The sequence below is a fragment of the Streptomyces sp. NPDC055749 genome (assembly GCF_053617235.1).
In genome coordinates, this window is sequence record NZ_JBSHFH010000019.1 from 53,206 (window position 1) to 70,411 (window position 17,206).

The window sequence follows — 17,206 nt, forward strand, 5'->3', positions numbered from 1 at the left end:
GGTTGGGCCCCCTCCCGGTGGCCGTTGGGGCCGGCGGGGGGTGGGTGGAGGTGTGGCGTCCGGCCGCCCCGGGCCCCCCCGGCGCCCGCTGGCGGGGGGCCAACGGCGGAGAGGGGCTTCCGGGTTCAGCTTCCCGAGGCCGTCTTGGCGCCGACGGGAACCGTGGCACCGGACAGGGCGTCGCCGCCGTCGGGCCGTCCCTCGGTGTCCTCGTCGGACTCGAGCTCGTCCATGTCGACCCGGCCCGGGGGCAGGACGAAGGCGAGCAGTCCGGCCAGTACGTAGAGTCCGACGACGGTCAGCAGGCCGGTCACCGCCGATTCGACGGGGGAGTGCCGGTCCTCCAGCAGCGTGAAGTAGACGGTGCCGACGATCGCCACGCCGGTGGCCGCGCCGAGCTGGATCGCCGTGTTGATCAGTGAGGAAGCGGCGCCCGAAGCGGACTTGGGCATCTTGGCCAGCACGATGGTCAGGAGGGTTCCGGCGACCATGGCGAGGCCGATGCCGGAGACGACCATGCCGGGCACCATGTGCCACCACTCCAGCGAGCCGGCGTAGCGGTCGACGGTCCATGCCACGATCCCCATGCCCACGGCGATGACCGCGCAGCCCATCAGAACCACCTGGCGGCCGAGCGGCATCAGCTTGGGGGCGAAGGCCGAGCCGATGCCCACGCCCACCGTGAAGGTGGCCAGCGCCACCGCCGTACGCAGCGGGGAGTAGCCCTCGGCCGTCTGGAGGTGGACGGTCAGCACCACCTGGTAGGCCATGCCGCAGAAGAACAGGACGGCGACGAGCAGTCCGCCCACCGAGCTGCGGTGCCGCAGCAGGTCCGGGTCGATGATCGGCGACTCGCCGCGGTCGGCGACCCGGCGCTCGTAACGGGCGAACAGCCACAGGAGGACCGGGCAGGCGATCATCAGCGCGAAGGTCCACCAGGGCCAGCCCAGCTCCCTGCCCTGGATCAGCGGGTAGAGCAGGCTGACCAGGGCGACCGTCGCGAGCAGGGTGCCGCGGATGTCGAAGGTCTCCCGGGAGTCGGCGCGCGACTCGCGGGTCAGGTAGGCGGCGGCGGCGAGCGCGATCAGGCCGACCGGCACGTTGATGAAGAACAGCGGACGCCAGCTGAGGTCGAAGAGGTCGGCCTGCAGCAGTACGCCGCCGAGCAGCGGGCCGCCGATGCCGCCGAGTGCGAGCGACATGCCGTACATCGACATCGCCTGGGGGCGCTCGGACTTGGGGAAGTCGACCTGGAGCATCGCCAGGACCTGAGGCACCATCAGGGCCGCCGCGGCGCCCTGGAGGATGCGGGAGGCGATGAGCATCTCCACGTTGACCGCCGCGCCCGCCAGGGCGGAGGTGACGACGAACGCGCCGAGGCCGATCAGGTAGATCCGCCGGCGTCCGAGCTGGTCGCCGAGACGGGCGCCGGTGATCATCGCGGCGGCGAAGGCCAGCGTGTATCCGGCGACGGACCATTCCAGCTGCGAGGACGAGGCGTCCAGATCACGCTGGACGGCGGGCAGGGCGACGTTGAGGACCGTGTTGTCGACCATGTCCATGAACACGGCGAACAGCGTCACCGCCAGCGTGGCCCAGCGCTTGGGGCTGTACTGCGGCGGTGGTGGTGAATCGGCCAGTTGTTCCACCGTCATGGGTCGGCCCTCCGGTAGCCTCGGCAGCAGCATGGGGAAGCAGAGCGAAATGCTTTGCTTTCAAAGCAAAGCTATTCCGGGGGCTACGTCATGTCAAGCGTTGGTGGTGCGGGAGCCGAGCCCAGCGTCGACGACGGAGTCCGTACGCTGCTGCTCCTGATGCCACGCGTGGTCGCACGTACCAAGCGCACGCCGGTGCCGAGGCAGTTCGAGGAGTACAACCTCGCCCCGCGGCACCTGTCGCTGCTGGCCTACCTGTTCTTCGACGGGCCGCTCGCCGTCAACGCGCTGGCCACTCGCCTGGAGCTCGCACCGGCCACCGTCAGCCTGCTCGTGGGGGAGCTGAACCGGTACGGGGTGGTGGACCGCGAGGACGATACGTCCGACCGGCGCCGCAAGATCGTCAGCATCGCCGACGGTCACCTGGAAGCGGTGCGCAGCTGGCTGGAGAACGGCGTGCAGGCGTGGCGGACCGCCCTGGAGCCACTGAGCCCCGCCGAGCGGCGCACCTTCATCGAGACCCTCCGTGTGTACGAGCGTGAGCTCACCGGCGCGCAGGAGCGGCAGCAGGATGCCGTCACCGCGAACTGACCGGGATGCGCGGACCGGGGCCTGTCAGATGAGGCCGTTCTCCCGTGCGATGCGCACCGCGTCCACCCGGTTGCGCGCACCGAGCTTGCGGACGATCGCCGTCAGGTAGTTGCGGACCGTACCGGTGCTCAGATGCAGCTCCTGCGCGATGACGCCCACGTCCTCGCCCTCGGCCGTGAGGCGCAGCACCGACACCTCGCGGGGGGTCAGGGGCCGCGCCGGACCGTCCAGGGCCCACAACGCCAGCTGCGGGTCGATGACCCGCTGCCCGGCCACCACCTTGCGGATCGCCTGGATCAGATCGCTCGGCAGGGCGTTCTTGAGCAGGTAACCGTCGACCTGGGCGGCGAGTGCCCGGCGCAACGACGCCGTGGTGTCGAGGCTGGTGATGATCAGCAGCCGGCAGGAAGGGAAACACGAGCGTAATTTCGCCACGGACGTCAGCCCGTCGGTGCCGGGCAGGCCGATGTCGATGACCGCGACGTCTGGCCGGAACTCCAGTGCCGTGGGGAGGATGTCGTCCCAATGGTCCACCTCCGCAACGACCTGGAAGTCGTGCTCCATCTGCAGCAGGGCGACCAACGCCCCGCGCAGCACGGGCACATCCTCGGCGATGATCAGCCGTATCACGAACCGCCCCTCCCCCAGAGAAGGCAATAGTACGTCGAACTACCTTGCCAACCAGGGGTGTTCGTGTTCACGTTGATCGGCATTTTGCGGAACTGAGCCGTGTTCGAGGGCTTCTCCACCGCCCGCCCCGACGCTGGGCGCGGCAGGCGTCCGTACCGGGACGCCGCAGCCGACAGGGAGGGAGACGGCCATGACATGGACCGTCAGGACCGCCGGGACTCGCCACAGCGCACTGCTCGGCATCGGCGGATACCGGCCACACCGGGTGGTCGGCAATGCGGAGATCTGCCGGCTCATCGACTCCAGCGAGACGTGGATCGAGAGCCGCAGCGGGATCGTCGAGCGGCGGTTCGCCGGCCCGGACGAGACCTTGCCGATGATGGCCACCGCGGCGGCGGAGAAGGCCCTGGCCCAGGCCGGTACGCCACCCGCCGAGATCGATCTCGTCCTGGTGGCGAGCATGTCCAACCTGGTGCAGACCCCGCCGCTCTCCGTCCGGGTGGCGCACGAGCTGGGCGCACGGGGCGCCGCGGCCGTCGATCTGTCCGCCGCCTGCGCCGGCTTCTGTCACGCCCTGGCCATGGCATCGGACGCCGTCCGTGCGGGCAGCGCGCGACGGGTCCTGGTCATCGGCGCCGAGCGCATGACGGACATCGTGGAGCCCTCCGACCGGACCATCTCCTTCCTCTTCGCTGACGGTGCGGGCGCAGCGGTCGTCGGCGAGGCCCCCGCGCCGGGCATCGGCCCGGTCGTGCGGCGGGCCGACGGTGCCAACGCCGAAGCGCTCCGGATGACGGCCCCCTGGGCCGGGACGGGCGAACGGCCGTGGATGCGGATGGACGGGCGACGTGTCTTCCGCTGGGCCATGGACGAGGTCGCCCCGGCCGCGGCGCGGGCGCTCGACGAGGCCGGTACGTCGCCGGACGCGCTCGACGTCTTCGTACCGCACCAGGCCAACCTCCGGATGATCGACCTCATGTCCGAGAGGCTGGGCCTGACCGGCGCGACCGCGGTGGCACGCGACGTGACGCACACCGGCAACACCTCCGCGGCCTCCATCCCGCTGGCACTGGAGTCGATGCTCGCCTCACAGCAGGCATCCACCGGTGACACGGCGCTGCTCGTCGGCTTCGGCGCCGGGCTCAACTACGCCGCGCAGGTGGTGGTCCTGCCATGAACCGCACCGACCGGCGGACCACCGCCCACCCGGAGGCCGCACCCGTCGGCGACGCGTTCCGGGCCGCCATGGCCCAGCTCGCCGGAGGCGTCGTCGTCGTCACGACCGAGGACGCCGAGGGACAGCCGCGCGGGTTCACCGCCACCTCGTTCTGCTCCGTGTCCATGGACCCGCCGCTCGTCCTCGTCTGCCTCGCGAAGACATCGAGCTCGTACCAGGTGTTCACCGAGTGCCGGGGCTTCGCCGTGAGTCTCCTGCGCGACGAACAGAGTTCGCTCGCCACCCGGTTCGCCCGCTCCGGCGGGGACAAGTTCCGTGCCGAGGGCATCGCGACCACCCCGCGCCTGCTCCCCGCGGTGGCGGACGCGCTCGTGGTCCTGGACTGCGCGGTGCACGCCCGCCACCCCGCCGGCGACCACATCATCCTTGTCGGCGCCGTCCGGCATGTCGTGCCGGGACGGGGGGAGCCGCTGGTCTACTACGACCGGGCCTTCCGGCAGCTGGGGCACCCCGCCCACCCGCATCTGCCGGGGAACTGACCGCCGAACGCAGCAACCGGCACCGACAGTACGGCCGAATGCTTGAGCGGGCCGCCCCTCCTGGTTACCCTCCAGTAAGTCACTACGAGGAGGCGTCGGTCCATGCCCTCAGCAGACGCGAACGGCCTGGCGGAGAGCGCACGCCGCCTCGCGGAAGGTCTCACCACCTCCACGGAACTGGTCGCCGCGGCACTCGCCCGCATCGAGGCCACCCAGCCCACCCTCAACGCGTTCCGCCAACTGCGCCCCGAGGCCGCGCTCGCCGAGGCCGCCGAGGCCGACCGCAGGCTCGCTGCGGGGGAGCGGCTCCCCCTGCTCGGTGTACCGGTCGCGGTCAAGGACGACACCGATATCGCGGGCATGCCCACCTACTTCGGCTGCCAGGGCGACCGGCCCCCGGCCACCTCCGACAGCGAGGTGGTACGCAGACTGCGCGCCGCCGGGGCCGTCGTCGTCGGCAAGACGAACTCCTGCGAGCTGGGCCAGTGGGGGTTCACCGAAGGGCCCGCCTTCGGCGCCACCCGTAACCCGTGGAACACCGCCCACACACCCGGCGGTTCGTCCGGAGGGTCCGCGGCGGCCGTCGCCGCCGGTCTCGTCCCCGCCGCACTCGGCTCGGACGGCGCGGGATCCGTCCGTATCCCCGCCGCCTGGACCCACCTCGTCGGCATCAAACCGCAACGTGGCCGGATCTCCGTCCACCCCCACAGCGACGCCTTCCAGGGCCTCACCGTGAACGGCCCCCTGGCCCGTACCGTCGCCGACGCCGCCCTCCTGCTGGACGCCGTCGCCGGAGCGCACCCCGACGACCCGCACCGCCCGCCCGCCGTCGGCGCATCGGCCGCCGCACGCCGCGACCCGGGCAGACTGCGCATCGCCGTCGCCTTCCGCCCCGCGCTCACCCTCACGCACGTGGCACCCCACCCCGAGGTCCGCCGGGCCGTCTCCGCACTCGCCGAGACCCTGGCCCGCCTGGGCCACCACGTCGAGGCGGCCCGCCCCCGCTACGGGCTCATCGGCCTCTCCTTCGTCCCGCGCGCCACCGCCGGGATCGCCGAACTCGCCGCGCTCCACCCGGAACCGGCCCTCCTCGACCCGCGCACCCGCAGCGCCCTGCGCACCGGAACCCGCCTCGGCGGCCGGGTGGTACGGGCGGCCCGCGCCCGCGAGGTGCGCCAGCACCGGCGGATCGGCGCCCTCTTCGACGCGTCCGGCTTCGACGTGCTGCTCACCCCGACCACCGCCGCGCCGCCACCCCGCATCGGCGCGTTCGACCGCCTGAGCGCCTGGCGCACCGATCTCGCGATGGCGTCGGCCTGCCCGTACGCCTGGCCCTGGAACGTCCTCGGCTGGCCCGGCATCAGCGTGCCCGCGGGCTTCACCGGCGACGGTCTCCCGATCGGCGCCCAACTCCTCGGCCCCTCCCGCAGCGAGGAGAGACTCATCTCGCTCGCCGCCCAACTGGAGTCCGACCGCAGCTGGTTCGAGCACCGCCCGCCGGTCCCGTACGGGCCCTAAAGCCGCACGGCCGACAGGTTCGCCTCGATGCGCTCCACGGCGCACATCGCACCGAAGGCGATCAGATGGACGAGGCAGTGATCGGTGAACGGCGGTACGCGCCAGGCCGCCACGTCCTCGTCGGTGATCCGGTACGGGGCACGGGCCGCGAGCAGCGCGAGCCGGGCGCCGGGCCGCTCCGCCCGGTCCGGCAGCTCCGCGCCGCCGAGCGGCAGGGGCGTGACGCCGTCCCAGCCGGCCACCGACTCCCGTACGAACGCGGCGTCCTCCACGCTCAGCAGGCCCGCACCCAGGTGCGCGGCCGAGCGCAGCGCCCCGAACGCCGTGCCGACCGGTGTGCCCGCGGCCCAGCCGGGCTCGGCGCCCTCCGTTTCGAGCAGCGGGAGGCTCGCGCCGGGCACCAGCTCCCGGCGCACCGTTCTGGCGAGGGAACGGCCCGCCGCGCTCCGTACCACCCGGTACTTCTGGGCACCTCCCGGCAGCATGTCTTCCGTCAGCAGCGACGACACGACGCGGTTGATGAAGTGGAACGCCAGCGCCGTACCGATGTGTTCGGGTCCGTGCCCCGCCGGGAACGGCTGCGGCGTGCTCATGTCCTTCCCCCAGGCGAGCAGTTCGCGGTGCCCGGGGTCGTCGGGCAGCTCGCCGCGGCCGATCGTCTCGGCCAGCCGGTGGTCACCCGTGGCGTGGAGCAGCACGGTGTGCGCGACCACGCAGAACGGACACCGGTTGGTGAGCGACACCCCGGCCGCCACCACCTCCTTGTCCGTACGGGACACATGCCCGGCCAGGAGGGACTCGCGTACCAGGGCCCAGGTGGCGGTGAGCAGGGGAGGGGAGGCCGACAGGACGACGAAGGTCGAGGCGCGCTCGATCCCGAAGTCGGTTGCCAGTTGGGCGTAGACGTCGGCGACCACTCCGGTCGCGGACTTCGGCGGCTGGGGCGAGGTGTATCGGAAGTGTCCGGTCATGGCGACGATGTTCGCCCCGGGACCCGGCCCCGGTCGTCGTACACCGGAAGGCATTCGGTGCTGCGCCGGACCGACGTCATGGGGCGCCGGCTACTTCGCGCGGAGTAGTGCGGAGCCGGTCTCCCAGGATGACGCGCCGTGCGCCGTAACGGAGTTAGGGTGCGGCACATGCAGGGGGACACGGGCCGCAGGACGCAGTTGCTGGACGCGGCACTGGCCGCGCTGATCGGTACGGCGGTCGCTCTCGCGGCCGTCGCCGCATCCGCGCCCGGCGTCCTCGACCTCCTGCTCATCGCGGCGGGCTCGCTCGCGCTGGCGGGACATCGCAGAGCCCCGCGCACCGTCCTCGCCGTCACCACCCTCTGCCTGTTCCTCTACGTCATCCACGGGCACCCCGGCACGTGGGCGGCCTTCCCCGTGGTGGTCGCCGTACACGCGGCGGCGCGCAGCGGACACCGGGCACACGGCGTCGCAGCGGGCGGCCTGTTCCTCATCGGTTACGTCGTCGTACTGCTCGCCACCTCGCCGGACACGGGGGACACCGTCGAGCGGAGCCTGCTCCTGCTCGGCTGGTTCCTCTGCGCCGGGGTCACCGGGCTCATCGACAAGAACTGGCAGGCATACCTGCGCCAGACCGAACAGCGCGCACTCGACGCCGAACGCACCCGCGACGAGACGGCACTGCGCCGGGCCGGTGAGGAGCGGCTGCGCATCGCCCGCGAGCTGCACGACTCCCTCACCCACTCCATCTCCATCGTGAAACTCCAGGCCGGAGTCGCCGTCCACCTCGCCAGGAAGCGCGGCGCCGATGCGGATCCCGCACTCCTCGCGATCCAGGAGGCGAGCGGCGAGGCGATGCGGGAACTGCGCGCCACGCTGGAGGTCCTGCGCACGGACGCCGCGGATCCCGGCCCGGGACTCGACCGCATCGGCGAGCTGGCCGAGCGGGCCCGCGCGGCGGGCATCGCGCTCGCCGTCACGGCCGACGGCGGCGCACGGCCCCTGCCCGCGGACGTGGACAGGGCCGCCTACCGCATCGTTCAGGAGGCCCTCACCAACGTGGCGCGCCACGCCGACCGGGCAGGCACCACCGTCCGGCTCGCCTACACGGACCGCAGCCTCGTCGTCTCGGTGGACGACCAGGGGCCGTGCCTGCCGGGCGACACCGTCACCCCGGGCACCGGTCTTACCGGCATGCGCGAACGTGTCACCGCGCTCGGCGGCACTCTCGTCCTGGCACCCCGGCCACGCGGCGGCTTCTCGGTACGCGCCGAGCTGCCGCTCACCGGCGCGGAACCGGCCGGGCGGGCGGTCACCCGATGAGCTCGATGAGCCAGGACCCGATCCGGGTGGTCATCGTCGACGACCAGGCCCTGATGCGGGCCGGATTCCGGGCCCTGCTGGACGCGGAGGAGGGGATCGAGGTCGTCGGAGAGGCCGCCGACGGCCGCCAGGGGGTGGAGCTCGCACGCCGCCACACCCCGGACGTCGCGCTGATCGACGTACAGATGCCGGTGATGACCGGCATCGAGGCCACCCGCGAGATCGCCGCCGACCCCCGGCTGGCCGGTGTGCACGTCGTGATCCTCACCAATTACGGCCTCGACGAGTACGTCTTCGACGCGCTGCGCGCGGGCGCCGCCGGATTCCTCCTCAAGGACACCGAGCCCGCCGAGCTCCTCCACGCCATCAAGGTCGCCGCGCGCGGCGACGCCCTGCTCTCGCCCGCCATCACCCGCCGGCTGATCGGCGAGTTCGTCGCCAGGCCCCCCGACCGCACGAGCGCCCCCGGCCTGGAGATCCTCACGCGCCGGGAGCGCGAGGTCACCGCCCTCGCGGCCAGGGGACTGAGCAACGAGGAGATCGCCGCCCACATGGTGGTCAGCCCCTTCACCGCCAAGACCCACATCAGCCGCGCCATGATCAAGCTCGGGGCCCGGGACCGGGCCCAGCTCGTCGTCTTCGCGTACGAGGCCGGGCTCGTCGAGCCCCGGCGCAGATGACGGCTCCGGGTGAGAACGGGGGCGGGGCCCTGTGGAGAGGGGACCGGTCACGAGATATCTTGATGTCAAGCAATGTTGCAGACGTGGAGCGGAGCACCCGGTGACTGACTCGACCATCATCTATACGCACACCGACGAGGCCCCTGCGCTGGCGACGTACTCGTTCCTGCCTGTCGTCGAGGCGTACGCCTCCACGGCCGGTGTCGCGGTGGAGAGCCGTGACATCTCCCTGGCGGGCCGGATCATCGCCAGCTTCCCGGAGCGCCTCGAAGCCGGCCAGCGTATCGATGACGCACTCGCCGAGCTCGGCGAGCTGGCCAAGACTCCCGGCGCCAACATCATCAAGCTGCCGAACGTGTCGGCCTCGATCCCGCAGCTGAAGGCCGCGGTCGCCGAGCTGCAGGCGCAGGGCTACGCGCTTCCGGACTACCCGGACGACCCGAAGAGCGACGAGGACAAGGACGTCCGCGCGCGTTACGACAAGATCAAGGGCAGCGCGGTCAACCCCGTCCTGCGTGAGGGCAACTCCGACCGCCGCGCCCCCGCATCGGTCAAGAACTACGCCAAGGCGCACCCGCACCGCATGGGCGCCTGGACGGCCGACTCGAAGACGAACGTCGCCACCATGGGCGTCGACGACTTCCGGTCCACCGAGAAGTCCGTCGTCGTGACCGAGCCCGGCACCCTGCGCATCGAGCTCGTGGGCGACGACGGCACCACCACCGTCCTGCGCGAGTCGGTACCCGTGCTCGCCGGCGAGATCATCGACGCCGCCGTGATGCGCGAGGCGGCGCTGCGCGAGTTCTTCACCGCGCAGATCGCCCGCGCCAAGGCCGAGGGCATCCTCTTCTCGGTGCACCTCAAGGCCACGATGATGAAGGTCTCCGACCCGATCATCTTCGGCCACGTCGTGCGCTCGTTCTTCCCGAAGACGTTCGCCAAGTACGGTGACGTGCTCGTCGCGGCCGGCCTGACCCCGAACGACGGGCTCGGCGGCATCCTCAAGGGCCTGGACTCGGTTCCCCACCTGGGCGACGAGATCAAGGCGTCCTTCGAGGCCGAGCTCGCCGAGGGCCCCGCCCTGGCGATGGTCGACTCCGACAAGGGCATCACCAACCTGCACGTCCCCAGCGACGTCATCGTCGACGCCTCCATGCCGGCCATGATCCGCACCTCCGGTCACATGTGGGGCCCGGACGGCCAGGAGCACGACACCCTCGCAGTGCTGCCTGACAGCAGCTACGCGGGCGTCTACCAGGTCGTCATCGACGACTGCCGCGCCAACGGCGCCTTCGACCCGTCCACGATGGGCTCGGTCTCCAACGTCGGCCTCATGGCGCAGAAGGCCGAGGAGTACGGCAGCCACGACAAGACCTTCGAGGTCCCCGTCACGGGCACCGTGCGGGTCGTCGACGCCGAAGGCAACGCCGTGCTGGAGCAGGCCGTGGGCGCCGGTGACATCTTCCGGATGTGCCAGGCCAAGGACCTGCCGATCCAGGACTGGGTCAAGCTCGCCGTCACCCGCGCCCGCGCGACCGGCAACCCGGCCGTGTTCTGGCTCGACGAGGACCGCGCGCACGACTCGAAGCTCATCGAGAAGGTCAGGACGTACCTGGCGGACCACGACACCGACGGTCTGCAGATCGAGATCATGTCGCCGGTGAAGGCCACCGCCTTCTCCCTGGAGCGCATCCGCCGCGGCGAGGACACCGTCTCCGTCACCGGCAACGTGCTCCGTGACTACCTCACCGACCTGTTCCCGATCCTCGAGCTGGGCACGAGCGCGAAGATGCTCTCCGTCGTCCCGCTCATGAACGGTGGCGGTCTGTTCGAGACGGGCGCCGGCGGCTCCGCCCCGAAGCACGTCCAGCAGCTCACCAAGGAGAACTACCTGCGCTGGGACAGCCTGGGCGAGTTCTTCGCCCTCGCGGCCAGCTTCGAGTTCCTGGCGACGAGCACGGGCAACGCCCGCGCCCAGGTCCTCGCGGACACCCTGGACCGTGCGACCGGCACCTTCCTCAACGAGGACAAGTCGCCGAGCCGCAAGCTCGGTGGCATCGACAACCGCGGCAGCCACTTCTACCTGGCCCTCTACTGGGCCCAGGATCTGGCGCAGCAGACCGACGACGCCAAGCTCGCCGAGGCGTTCGCGCCGCTCGCCAAGACGCTGGCCGAGCAGGAGCGGACCATCGTCGACGAGCTGATCGCGGTGCAGGGCTCGCCGGTCGACATCGGCGGCTACTACCAGCCCGACCCGGCCAAGGCCGCGGCTGCGATGCGTCCGTCGGCCACGTTCAACCAGGCCATCGCCACGCTCGGCTGATCCGAGGCGATATCCGCACAGCGATATCCGCACAGCGATATCCGCACAGCGATATCCGCACAGCGTTCCGCCCCGGTCGGCTTTCTGCCCGGCCGGGGCGGTTCTGTGTTCTACGGGAAGCGTCGGCCTCAGTCGAGGAACACACCGTCGCGGGCCACGACGACTCCGCCGTGCACGACCATGTCCCGCCGGGGCATGTCCACGACGACCTGGGGCAGGCACTCGGCCCGTACGAGCACGAAGTCGGCCGGAGCGCCGGGCTCGAAGTCCGCGTGCGGGAGGTCCATGACGTCCGCGCCACCGTGGGCCGCGACGCGGTAGCAGTCCTTCAGCTCCTCGTCGAGGCGCACATCCGTCACCCACCCGAGCAGATGCGCGCGGTGCAGCATGTCGGCGTTGCCGAACGGGCTCCACGAGTCGCGTACGCCGTCGGATCCGAGCCCGACCCGCACCCCGTGCTCGCGCAGCCGGGCGATCGGAAGCACCAGCGAGTCGGACGGCGCCACGGTGGTCAGGGCGATGTCGAGGTCTCCCAAGTCGGCTGCTACGGAACCGAGTTCACGGTCCGTCAGCTCCGGCAGGCAGAAGACGTGGCTGACGGTCACCTTGCCGGCGAGGGACAGGGCGCGCGTACGGTCGATGATGCCGCGCATCGCCGTCATCCCCTTCTCGCCGCGGTCGTGCAGGTGGATGTCCACGCCGACGCCGTGGCGGTCCGCGATGCCGAAGACGAGATCGAGCTGCTCGTCCAGGGCCTGGTCGAAGCCGATCGGGTCGATGCCGCCGATCATGTCGATGGTCCCGGCGCGCGCCGCCTCCTCCAGCAGCTCCGCCGTGCCCGGGGTACGGATCACGCCGTGCTGCGGGAAGGCCACGATCTGCACGTCGAGGGCGTGGCGCAGCCGCTCGCGGGCCTGGGCGACGCCCTCGACTCCGGCCAGGCCGTAGGCCGGGGCCACATCGGCGTGAGCGCGCATCGCGCGCGTGCCGCGGGTGACGGCGTGCGCCATCAGGCCGTACGCGCGTTCCCCGACGGGGCGGCGCTGACTCTTGAACAGCTCCACGTCCTGGGCGACGTAGTCGGCGATGCCCTTCGCCGGGCGCCGTGACACCCAGGAGCCGCCCCAGGTCGTCTTGTCCGGGTGGATGTGCGCGTCGACGAGGGACGGGAGGGCGATCCGGCCGCCACCGTCGACGACCTTCGCACCCCGTGGCGCCGGCCCGTCGGACACGCGGCCGTCGACGACCACGAGATCCGTGGCCTTCGCCGCGCCGAACAGCCGCACGTCGCGGAAGACGACGGTCCTGCCGCCGCGCCCCGCGGCGCCGGACGCGGCGGCATCGGCGGGCACGGCCGTACCGGTGGCTTGTGCGTGGGCCTGGGCGGGTGCGGCGGCCATCGCGGCCGTGGTGCCGGCGAGGGCGGCGGCGCCGGCCAGCATCGTGCGGCGGGAGAGCGCACTGGGGGAGGGGGATGACGGCTGCATGGGGACTCCTTCGGCGGGGTGACGCTGAGGTGCGGCGATGCCTCCGCCATTTTGTATACCAAAGGCTTGGAGCAGGCAAGGAATGTGGCGTGAAGGCCACGTGGTGGAGTGTTTTTCGAGGTCCTGGTATACAAAGAGGGTCAGGGTCGGTCCCGAAGGTTCAGTCGGTCCCGAAGAGGGAGCGCAGGGCGACGGTCCTGCTGTCCCGTACATGCAGCAGCGTGCTCGCGGCGGCGGCCTCCGCGTCGCCGTCGCTGATGTGCCGGTACATCTCGGCGTGCTGGGCCCTCATGTGCGCGGGCTCCTCGCGCAGACCGAACAGCAGCCGCAGCTGCCAGCTCAGCTGCTCCATCATGCGTGCGAGCAGCGGATTGCCCGACATGGCCACGACGCCCTCGTGGAACGCCGTGTGCGCGGCCACCTCACGCGCCCCCTCGTCCGCCGCTGCCGCCGACTCGGCCTGGCGGAGGGTCGTCTCCAGGGCGGCCACCCCCTCGGTGTCGCCCGCGGCCACCGCCCGCGCCGCGAGCCGCGACGCCTGGACGGCGAGGGGTTCCCACACCTCGTACAGGTGCTCCACATCGGTACGGTCGAGGCTGCGCACGCGTACGCCGCTGTGCGGAAGCAGCTCCAGGAGTCCTTCGGTGACGAGCCCGCGCAGCGCCTCGCGCACCGGGACGCGGGACATGCTGAGCTCCTCGGCGACCTCCCGCTCGACGAGGCGGGCGCCCTGCGCGTACCGCCGGTCGACGATGCGGCGGAGCACGGCCTCGCGCGCCTGTGTACTGAGAGAGACCGGGCCGGGTGCGCGCGAGCCGCCCTCCGTGCCCGCCGAGCCGGTCGTGTTTCTGTCCGCCACCGTTCCGTCCTCTCCCGTCCTGCGTGCTCCGGGCGAGGATATGCGCCACGCGCGGACCGGCCCGCGCGGGTGTACCGCGCGGACCGGCCCCTTGGTTCAGCTGTGGAACGGCTCAGCTGTGGAACGGCTCAGCCGTGGATGGTGATGTAGCCGTTGCCGTCGCGGTCGTTCGCGGACTTGGTGTACGAGTGCACGTCCGAGCGGCTGCCGGAGGGCTTGTAGAGGTAGATCGTGTCCCTGTCGTTGTTCCACAGGAAGTTGCAGTTGTCGCGGTAGACGACGTTGTTGGCGTCGGAGTCGGTGCCGTTCCCGCCGCGCAGCTTGATGTAGTCGCCGGGCTGGAGGTAGTGGTTGGCGGTGAACGTGAACCTGTTGCCGGCGGCGTCCTTGACGGCGTATCCCCGCAGGTTGATGGTCGCCGAGGACGAGTAGTTCTTGAGCGTCAGATACTCCGCGCGCGTGTTGCCGGAGGTGCAGTTGTTGGAGTCGCGGCCCGGAGCGTCGTACTGGATCGCGTAGATCTTCAGGGCCGAGCTGTACTCGGTGGCCTGGGCCGGCGCGGCGGCGAGCGTGGCCAGGATGCCGGTGGATATGGCAGTGGCGACGACGAGGTGCTTGCGCACGTGAGGTTCCCCCCTCATTGGTGCTGATGAGGGCCGAAGCCTACAGAAATACTTAAGTCCGCATATGCGAAAGGGCTTTGCCGAGGGCATTCGCACATGCGTTCGCCGCCGGGGTTCGGGTGGGGTGGTGCGCCGGAGTCAGTCCGGTTCCACTGTCACGAGCGTGTCCCGCAGGCCCAGGCGCAGGTGCTCGACATGGAAGAGGGCCTGGTCGAGGAGTTCGGCGACGTGGTGGTCGTACAGGGCGTAGACGATCGACCGGCCCCGGCGTTCGCCCGTCACGAGACCGAGGTTGCGCAGCAGTCGTAGCTGGTGCGAGCAGGCGGAGGGTTCCATGTCGACCGCCTGCGCCAGATCGCCCACCGCGCACGGGCCCTCCTGGAGCCGGGCGAGGATGCGCAGCCGGGACGGGGTGGCCAGGGCCTGGAGGGTCGCGGCGACATCGGCGGTCCCTACGGCGTCCAGGCGTTCGCGCGTGGTGGCGGTGTTCGTGCCCTCGGCTCCGTGACCCATGGAGTCCATCCTACTGATAACACATGAAGACCTGTTCAGGTGTTCCTGTACGGTGGGCTCGTTGCCGGTCCTCCTGCCCGTGAAGGGTTGTTTTGTCATGCCTTATGTCCTGCTTCAGCGTCCGGAACCGGCGGCGCCGACCGCTGCCGTGACGGCGCCCCGGCGCCGTACACGTGTCCTCGCGCTGACGGAGGCCCGCTGGGCCGGCGCCGCCCTGGTCCTGTTCCTGGCCGCGCTTCCCCTGCAACTGACGGGCGCCCCCGCCTGGACGTGGGGGCCGCTGTACGCCCTCGCCTATCTGACCGGCGGCTGGGAACCGGCCTGGGAGGGGCTGCGCGCCCTGCGGGACAAGACGCTCGACGTCGACCTGCTGATGATCGTCGCCGCGATCGGTGCGGCGTCCATCGGTCAGGTGATGGACGGGGCACTCCTGATCGTCATCTTCGCCACCTCGGGGGCCCTGGAGGCGCTGGCGACCGCCCGTACCCAGGACGCGGTGCGCGGTCTGCTCGACCTCGCCCCGGCCACCGCCACCCGGCTGCTCCCGGGCGGCGGCGAGGAGACGGTCGCCACCGAGGACCTCCGGGTCGGCGACACGATCCTGATCCGCCCCGGTGAGCGCGTCGGTGCCGACGGCCGGGTGGTGGAGGGGGCGGGCGAGGTCGACCAGGCCACCATCACGGGTGAGCCCCTGCCGGTTGCGAAGGAGGCCGGGGACGAGGTCTTCGCCGGTACCCTCAACGGCACCGGCGCCCTGCGCGTCACGGTCGAACGGGACGCCTCCGACTCGGTGATCGCCCGGATCGTGGCCATGGTCGCGGAAGCCTCCGAGACCAAGGCGCCCACGCAGCTGTTCATCGAGAAGGTCGAACAGCGCTACTCGCTCGGCATGGTGGCGGCCACCCTCGCCGTCTTCCTCGTGCCGATGGCCTTCGGCGCCGACCTCACGAGTGCGCTGCTGCGGGCGATGACCTTCATGATCGTCGCCTCGCCGTGTGCGGTGGTGCTGGCCACCATGCCGCCGCTGCTGTCCGCCATCGCCAACGCGGGCCGCCACGGGGTGCTCGTGAAATCAGCCGTCGTCATGGAGCGCCTGGGCCAGGTCGACGCGGTCGCCCTGGACAAGACCGGCACGCTGACCGAGGGCACCCCGCGCGTCACCGCGATCCGCCCGCTGGACGGCAGCGGCCTCGACGAGAACGGTCTGCTGGCCCTGGCCGCCGCCGCCGAGCACCCCAGCGAACACCCCTTGGCGCGCGCCCTCGTCGACGCCGCCCGCGAACGCCGCCTGCACCTGCCCGCCGTCGAGGACTTCGCCTCGGCCCCCGGTACGGGAGTGACGGCCACGGTCCAGGGCCGCACCGTCGCGGTCGGCTCCCCGGCGCGCCTCCTGCCCGCCGCCCCGGACGCGGGACCCGTCCGGCTCGCCGCCGCGCTGACGGCCGAGTTGGAGAGCGACGGGTGCACCGCCGTCCTCGTCCAGCGCGACGGAATCCCGCTCGGCGTTCTGGCGGTCACCGACCGGCTCCGCCTGGACGCGGCGTCGACCGTCACCGCGCTGGGCGCCCTGACGGGTCGTACGCCGATGCTGCTGACCGGCGACAACCCGCGCGCCGCGGCCCGCCTCGCCGCCGACGTGGGCATCACCGACATCCGCGCGGGGCTGCTGCCGCAGGACAAGGTCGCCGCGGTACGGGAACAGGAGGCGGCGGGCCGCAAGATGCTCGTCATCGGCGACGGCGTCAACGACGCCCCCGCGCTCGCCGCCGCCCACACCGGCATCGCCATGGGCCGGGCAGGCTCCGACCTGGCCCTGGAAACGGCCGACGCCGTCATCGTCCGCGACGAACTGGCCACGGTCCCGGCCGTGATGGCCCTGTCCCGCGCCGCGCGCCGCCTGGTGGTCCAGAACCTCGTCATCGCCGGAGTGTTCATCTCCGGCCTGGTGATCTGGGACCTGGCAGGGCACCTGCCGCTGCCGCTCGGCGTACTCGGCCACGAGGGATCGACGGTCATCGTCGGCCTCAACGGCCTGCGCCTGCTCCGCGACGCGGCCTGGAACAGGGCGGCGTCACCGGCCGGCGCGGTCCGCTGACGCCCCGCCCTGCGGGAGCGGGGGCCCGGCCTGAACCAGGTCGGGCCGCCGTGCGGCCCGTCGGGTACTGCCCGGCGTCGCCGCCGGGCCGCCTGCACGCATACACGCGCGAGCCTGCACGTTGCGGACCGATGGCACGCCGATGCGCAACGAAATCGCACGCAATACCGCGGTCGGCGCCTGCGCACCAGGGTCGGCGCCCGCGACACCGCTGTCCGCGCT

Annotated in this window: 15 protein-coding genes; 8 read left to right on the plus strand and 7 right to left on the minus strand. The window is 71.7% G+C overall.

Features of this window, described 5'->3' with window-relative positions; translation table 11 throughout:
• Positions 1 to 125 precede the first annotated feature (125 nt).
• Entirely contained in the window at positions 126 to 1,655 is a 1,530-nt protein-coding gene (locus tag ACWGO0_RS16760) for an MFS transporter (RefSeq protein ID WP_453534582.1), read from the minus strand.
• 90 nt (positions 1,656 to 1,745) lie between these two features.
• On the opposite strand from ACWGO0_RS16760, the gene ACWGO0_RS16765 reads away from it, so the two are divergent.
• Positions 1,746 to 2,246 carry a MarR family winged helix-turn-helix transcriptional regulator gene (locus ACWGO0_RS16765; protein WP_453534585.1) on the plus strand — a complete coding sequence of 167 codons (501 nt, stop codon included), beginning with the start codon at positions 1,746 to 1,748 and terminating at the stop codon, positions 2,244 to 2,246.
• A 24-nt stretch (positions 2,247 to 2,270) separates the two neighbouring features.
• Here the strand turns inward: ACWGO0_RS16765 and ACWGO0_RS16770 are convergent, their stop codons facing one another.
• On the minus strand, positions 2,271 to 2,876 hold the full coding sequence (locus tag ACWGO0_RS16770) for a response regulator (RefSeq protein WP_453534588.1): 606 nt from the start codon (positions 2,874 to 2,876) through the stop codon (positions 2,271 to 2,273).
• A 190-nt stretch (positions 2,877 to 3,066) separates the two neighbouring features.
• Here ACWGO0_RS16770 and ACWGO0_RS16775 point away from each other — a divergent pair, with 190 nt between their 5' ends.
• The 3 genes from ACWGO0_RS16775 to ACWGO0_RS16785 all read left to right on the plus strand — a co-directional run bounded on the left by ACWGO0_RS16775 (position 3,067) and on the right by ACWGO0_RS16785 (position 6,110).
• Positions 3,067 to 4,053, plus strand: coding sequence for a beta-ketoacyl-ACP synthase 3 (locus tag ACWGO0_RS16775; protein ID WP_453534591.1), 987 nt, complete (start codon positions 3,067 to 3,069; stop codon positions 4,051 to 4,053).
• Positions 4,050 to 4,592, plus strand: a complete 543-nt coding sequence (locus ACWGO0_RS16780) for a flavin reductase family protein (protein WP_453534594.1) — start codon at positions 4,050 to 4,052, stop codon at positions 4,590 to 4,592. Before ACWGO0_RS16775 ends, ACWGO0_RS16780 begins: the two co-directional genes overlap by 4 nt.
• 102 nt (positions 4,593 to 4,694) lie before the next feature.
• Complete coding sequence (locus tag ACWGO0_RS16785) at positions 4,695 to 6,110, plus strand: amidase (protein ID WP_453534597.1); 1,416 nt, start codon at positions 4,695 to 4,697, stop codon at positions 6,108 to 6,110.
• On the opposite strand, the gene ACWGO0_RS16790 is transcribed toward ACWGO0_RS16785, so the two are convergent.
• Positions 6,107 to 7,081, minus strand: a complete 975-nt coding sequence (locus tag ACWGO0_RS16790; RefSeq protein ID WP_453534600.1) for a carboxymuconolactone decarboxylase family protein — start codon at positions 7,079 to 7,081, stop codon at positions 6,107 to 6,109. The genes ACWGO0_RS16785 and ACWGO0_RS16790 overlap by 4 nt on opposite strands.
• Before the next feature lie 168 nt (positions 7,082 to 7,249).
• Here ACWGO0_RS16790 and ACWGO0_RS16795 point away from each other — a divergent pair, with 168 nt between their 5' ends.
• The 3 genes from ACWGO0_RS16795 (at position 7,250) to ACWGO0_RS16805 (ending at position 11,407) form a co-directional block, all read left to right on the plus strand.
• Positions 7,250 to 8,404 (plus strand): sensor histidine kinase, encoded by a 1,155-nt coding sequence (locus tag ACWGO0_RS16795; protein WP_453534603.1) that lies wholly within the window; start codon positions 7,250 to 7,252, stop codon positions 8,402 to 8,404.
• A gap of 5 nt (positions 8,405 to 8,409) precedes the next feature.
• Entirely contained in the window at positions 8,410 to 9,084 is a 675-nt protein-coding gene (locus ACWGO0_RS16800) for a response regulator (protein ID WP_453534606.1), read from the plus strand.
• 100 nt (positions 9,085 to 9,184) lie between these two features.
• Positions 9,185 to 11,407 (plus strand): NADP-dependent isocitrate dehydrogenase, encoded by a 2,223-nt coding sequence (locus ACWGO0_RS16805; protein WP_453534609.1) that lies wholly within the window; start codon positions 9,185 to 9,187, stop codon positions 11,405 to 11,407.
• 128 nt (positions 11,408 to 11,535) lie between these two features.
• Here ACWGO0_RS16805 and ACWGO0_RS16810 read toward each other — a convergent pair whose 3' ends face one another.
• The 4 genes from ACWGO0_RS16810 to ACWGO0_RS16825 form a co-directional block, all read right to left on the minus strand.
• The gene (locus ACWGO0_RS16810) at positions 11,536 to 12,894 is read right to left on the minus strand and encodes an amidohydrolase family protein (protein WP_453534612.1); all 1,359 of its coding nucleotides are present in this window, start codon (positions 12,892 to 12,894) and stop codon (positions 11,536 to 11,538) included.
• A gap of 160 nt (positions 12,895 to 13,054) precedes the next feature.
• A complete protein-coding gene (locus ACWGO0_RS16815) occupies positions 13,055 to 13,753 on the minus strand; it encodes a GntR family transcriptional regulator (RefSeq protein WP_453534615.1) in 699 nt (232 codons plus the stop codon).
• A 128-nt stretch (positions 13,754 to 13,881) separates the two neighbouring features.
• Positions 13,882 to 14,376 (minus strand): lamin tail domain-containing protein, encoded by a 495-nt coding sequence (locus tag ACWGO0_RS16820; protein ID WP_453534618.1) that lies wholly within the window; start codon positions 14,374 to 14,376, stop codon positions 13,882 to 13,884.
• Positions 14,377 to 14,514: 138 nt separating this feature from the next.
• Positions 14,515 to 14,889, minus strand: coding sequence for an ArsR/SmtB family transcription factor (locus ACWGO0_RS16825; protein WP_453534621.1), 375 nt, complete (start codon positions 14,887 to 14,889; stop codon positions 14,515 to 14,517).
• Between the two features lie 97 nt (positions 14,890 to 14,986).
• Between ACWGO0_RS16825 and ACWGO0_RS16830 the strand changes: the two genes are divergently transcribed.
• Complete coding sequence (locus ACWGO0_RS16830; RefSeq protein WP_453534624.1) at positions 14,987 to 16,984, plus strand: heavy metal translocating P-type ATPase; 1,998 nt, start codon at positions 14,987 to 14,989, stop codon at positions 16,982 to 16,984.
• Positions 16,985 to 17,206 lie beyond the last annotated feature (222 nt).

Excerpts from the sequence above, each read along its gene's own strand:
- ACWGO0_RS16760 (WP_453534582.1), bottom strand. The coding sequence starts at position 1,655 with ATGACGGTGGAACAACTGGCCGATTCACCACCACCGCCGCAGTACAGC.
- ACWGO0_RS16765 (WP_453534585.1), top strand. The coding sequence starts at position 1,746 with ATGTCAAGCGTTGGTGGTGCGGGAGCCGAGCCCAGCGTCGACGACGGA.
- ACWGO0_RS16775 (WP_453534591.1), top strand. The coding sequence starts at position 3,067 with ATGACATGGACCGTCAGGACCGCCGGGACTCGCCACAGCGCACTGCTC.
- ACWGO0_RS16780 (WP_453534594.1), top strand. The coding sequence starts at position 4,050 with ATGAACCGCACCGACCGGCGGACCACCGCCCACCCGGAGGCCGCACCC.
- ACWGO0_RS16785 (WP_453534597.1), top strand. The coding sequence starts at position 4,695 with ATGCCCTCAGCAGACGCGAACGGCCTGGCGGAGAGCGCACGCCGCCTC.
- ACWGO0_RS16790 (WP_453534600.1), bottom strand. The coding sequence starts at position 7,081 with ATGACCGGACACTTCCGATACACCTCGCCCCAGCCGCCGAAGTCCGCG.
- ACWGO0_RS16795 (WP_453534603.1), top strand. The coding sequence starts at position 7,250 with ATGCAGGGGGACACGGGCCGCAGGACGCAGTTGCTGGACGCGGCACTG.
- ACWGO0_RS16800 (WP_453534606.1), top strand. The coding sequence starts at position 8,410 with ATGAGCCAGGACCCGATCCGGGTGGTCATCGTCGACGACCAGGCCCTG.
- ACWGO0_RS16810 (WP_453534612.1), bottom strand. The coding sequence starts at position 12,894 with ATGCAGCCGTCATCCCCCTCCCCCAGTGCGCTCTCCCGCCGCACGATG.
- ACWGO0_RS16825 (WP_453534621.1), bottom strand. The coding sequence starts at position 14,889 with ATGGGTCACGGAGCCGAGGGCACGAACACCGCCACCACGCGCGAACGC.
- ACWGO0_RS16830 (WP_453534624.1), top strand. The coding sequence starts at position 14,987 with ATGCCTTATGTCCTGCTTCAGCGTCCGGAACCGGCGGCGCCGACCGCT.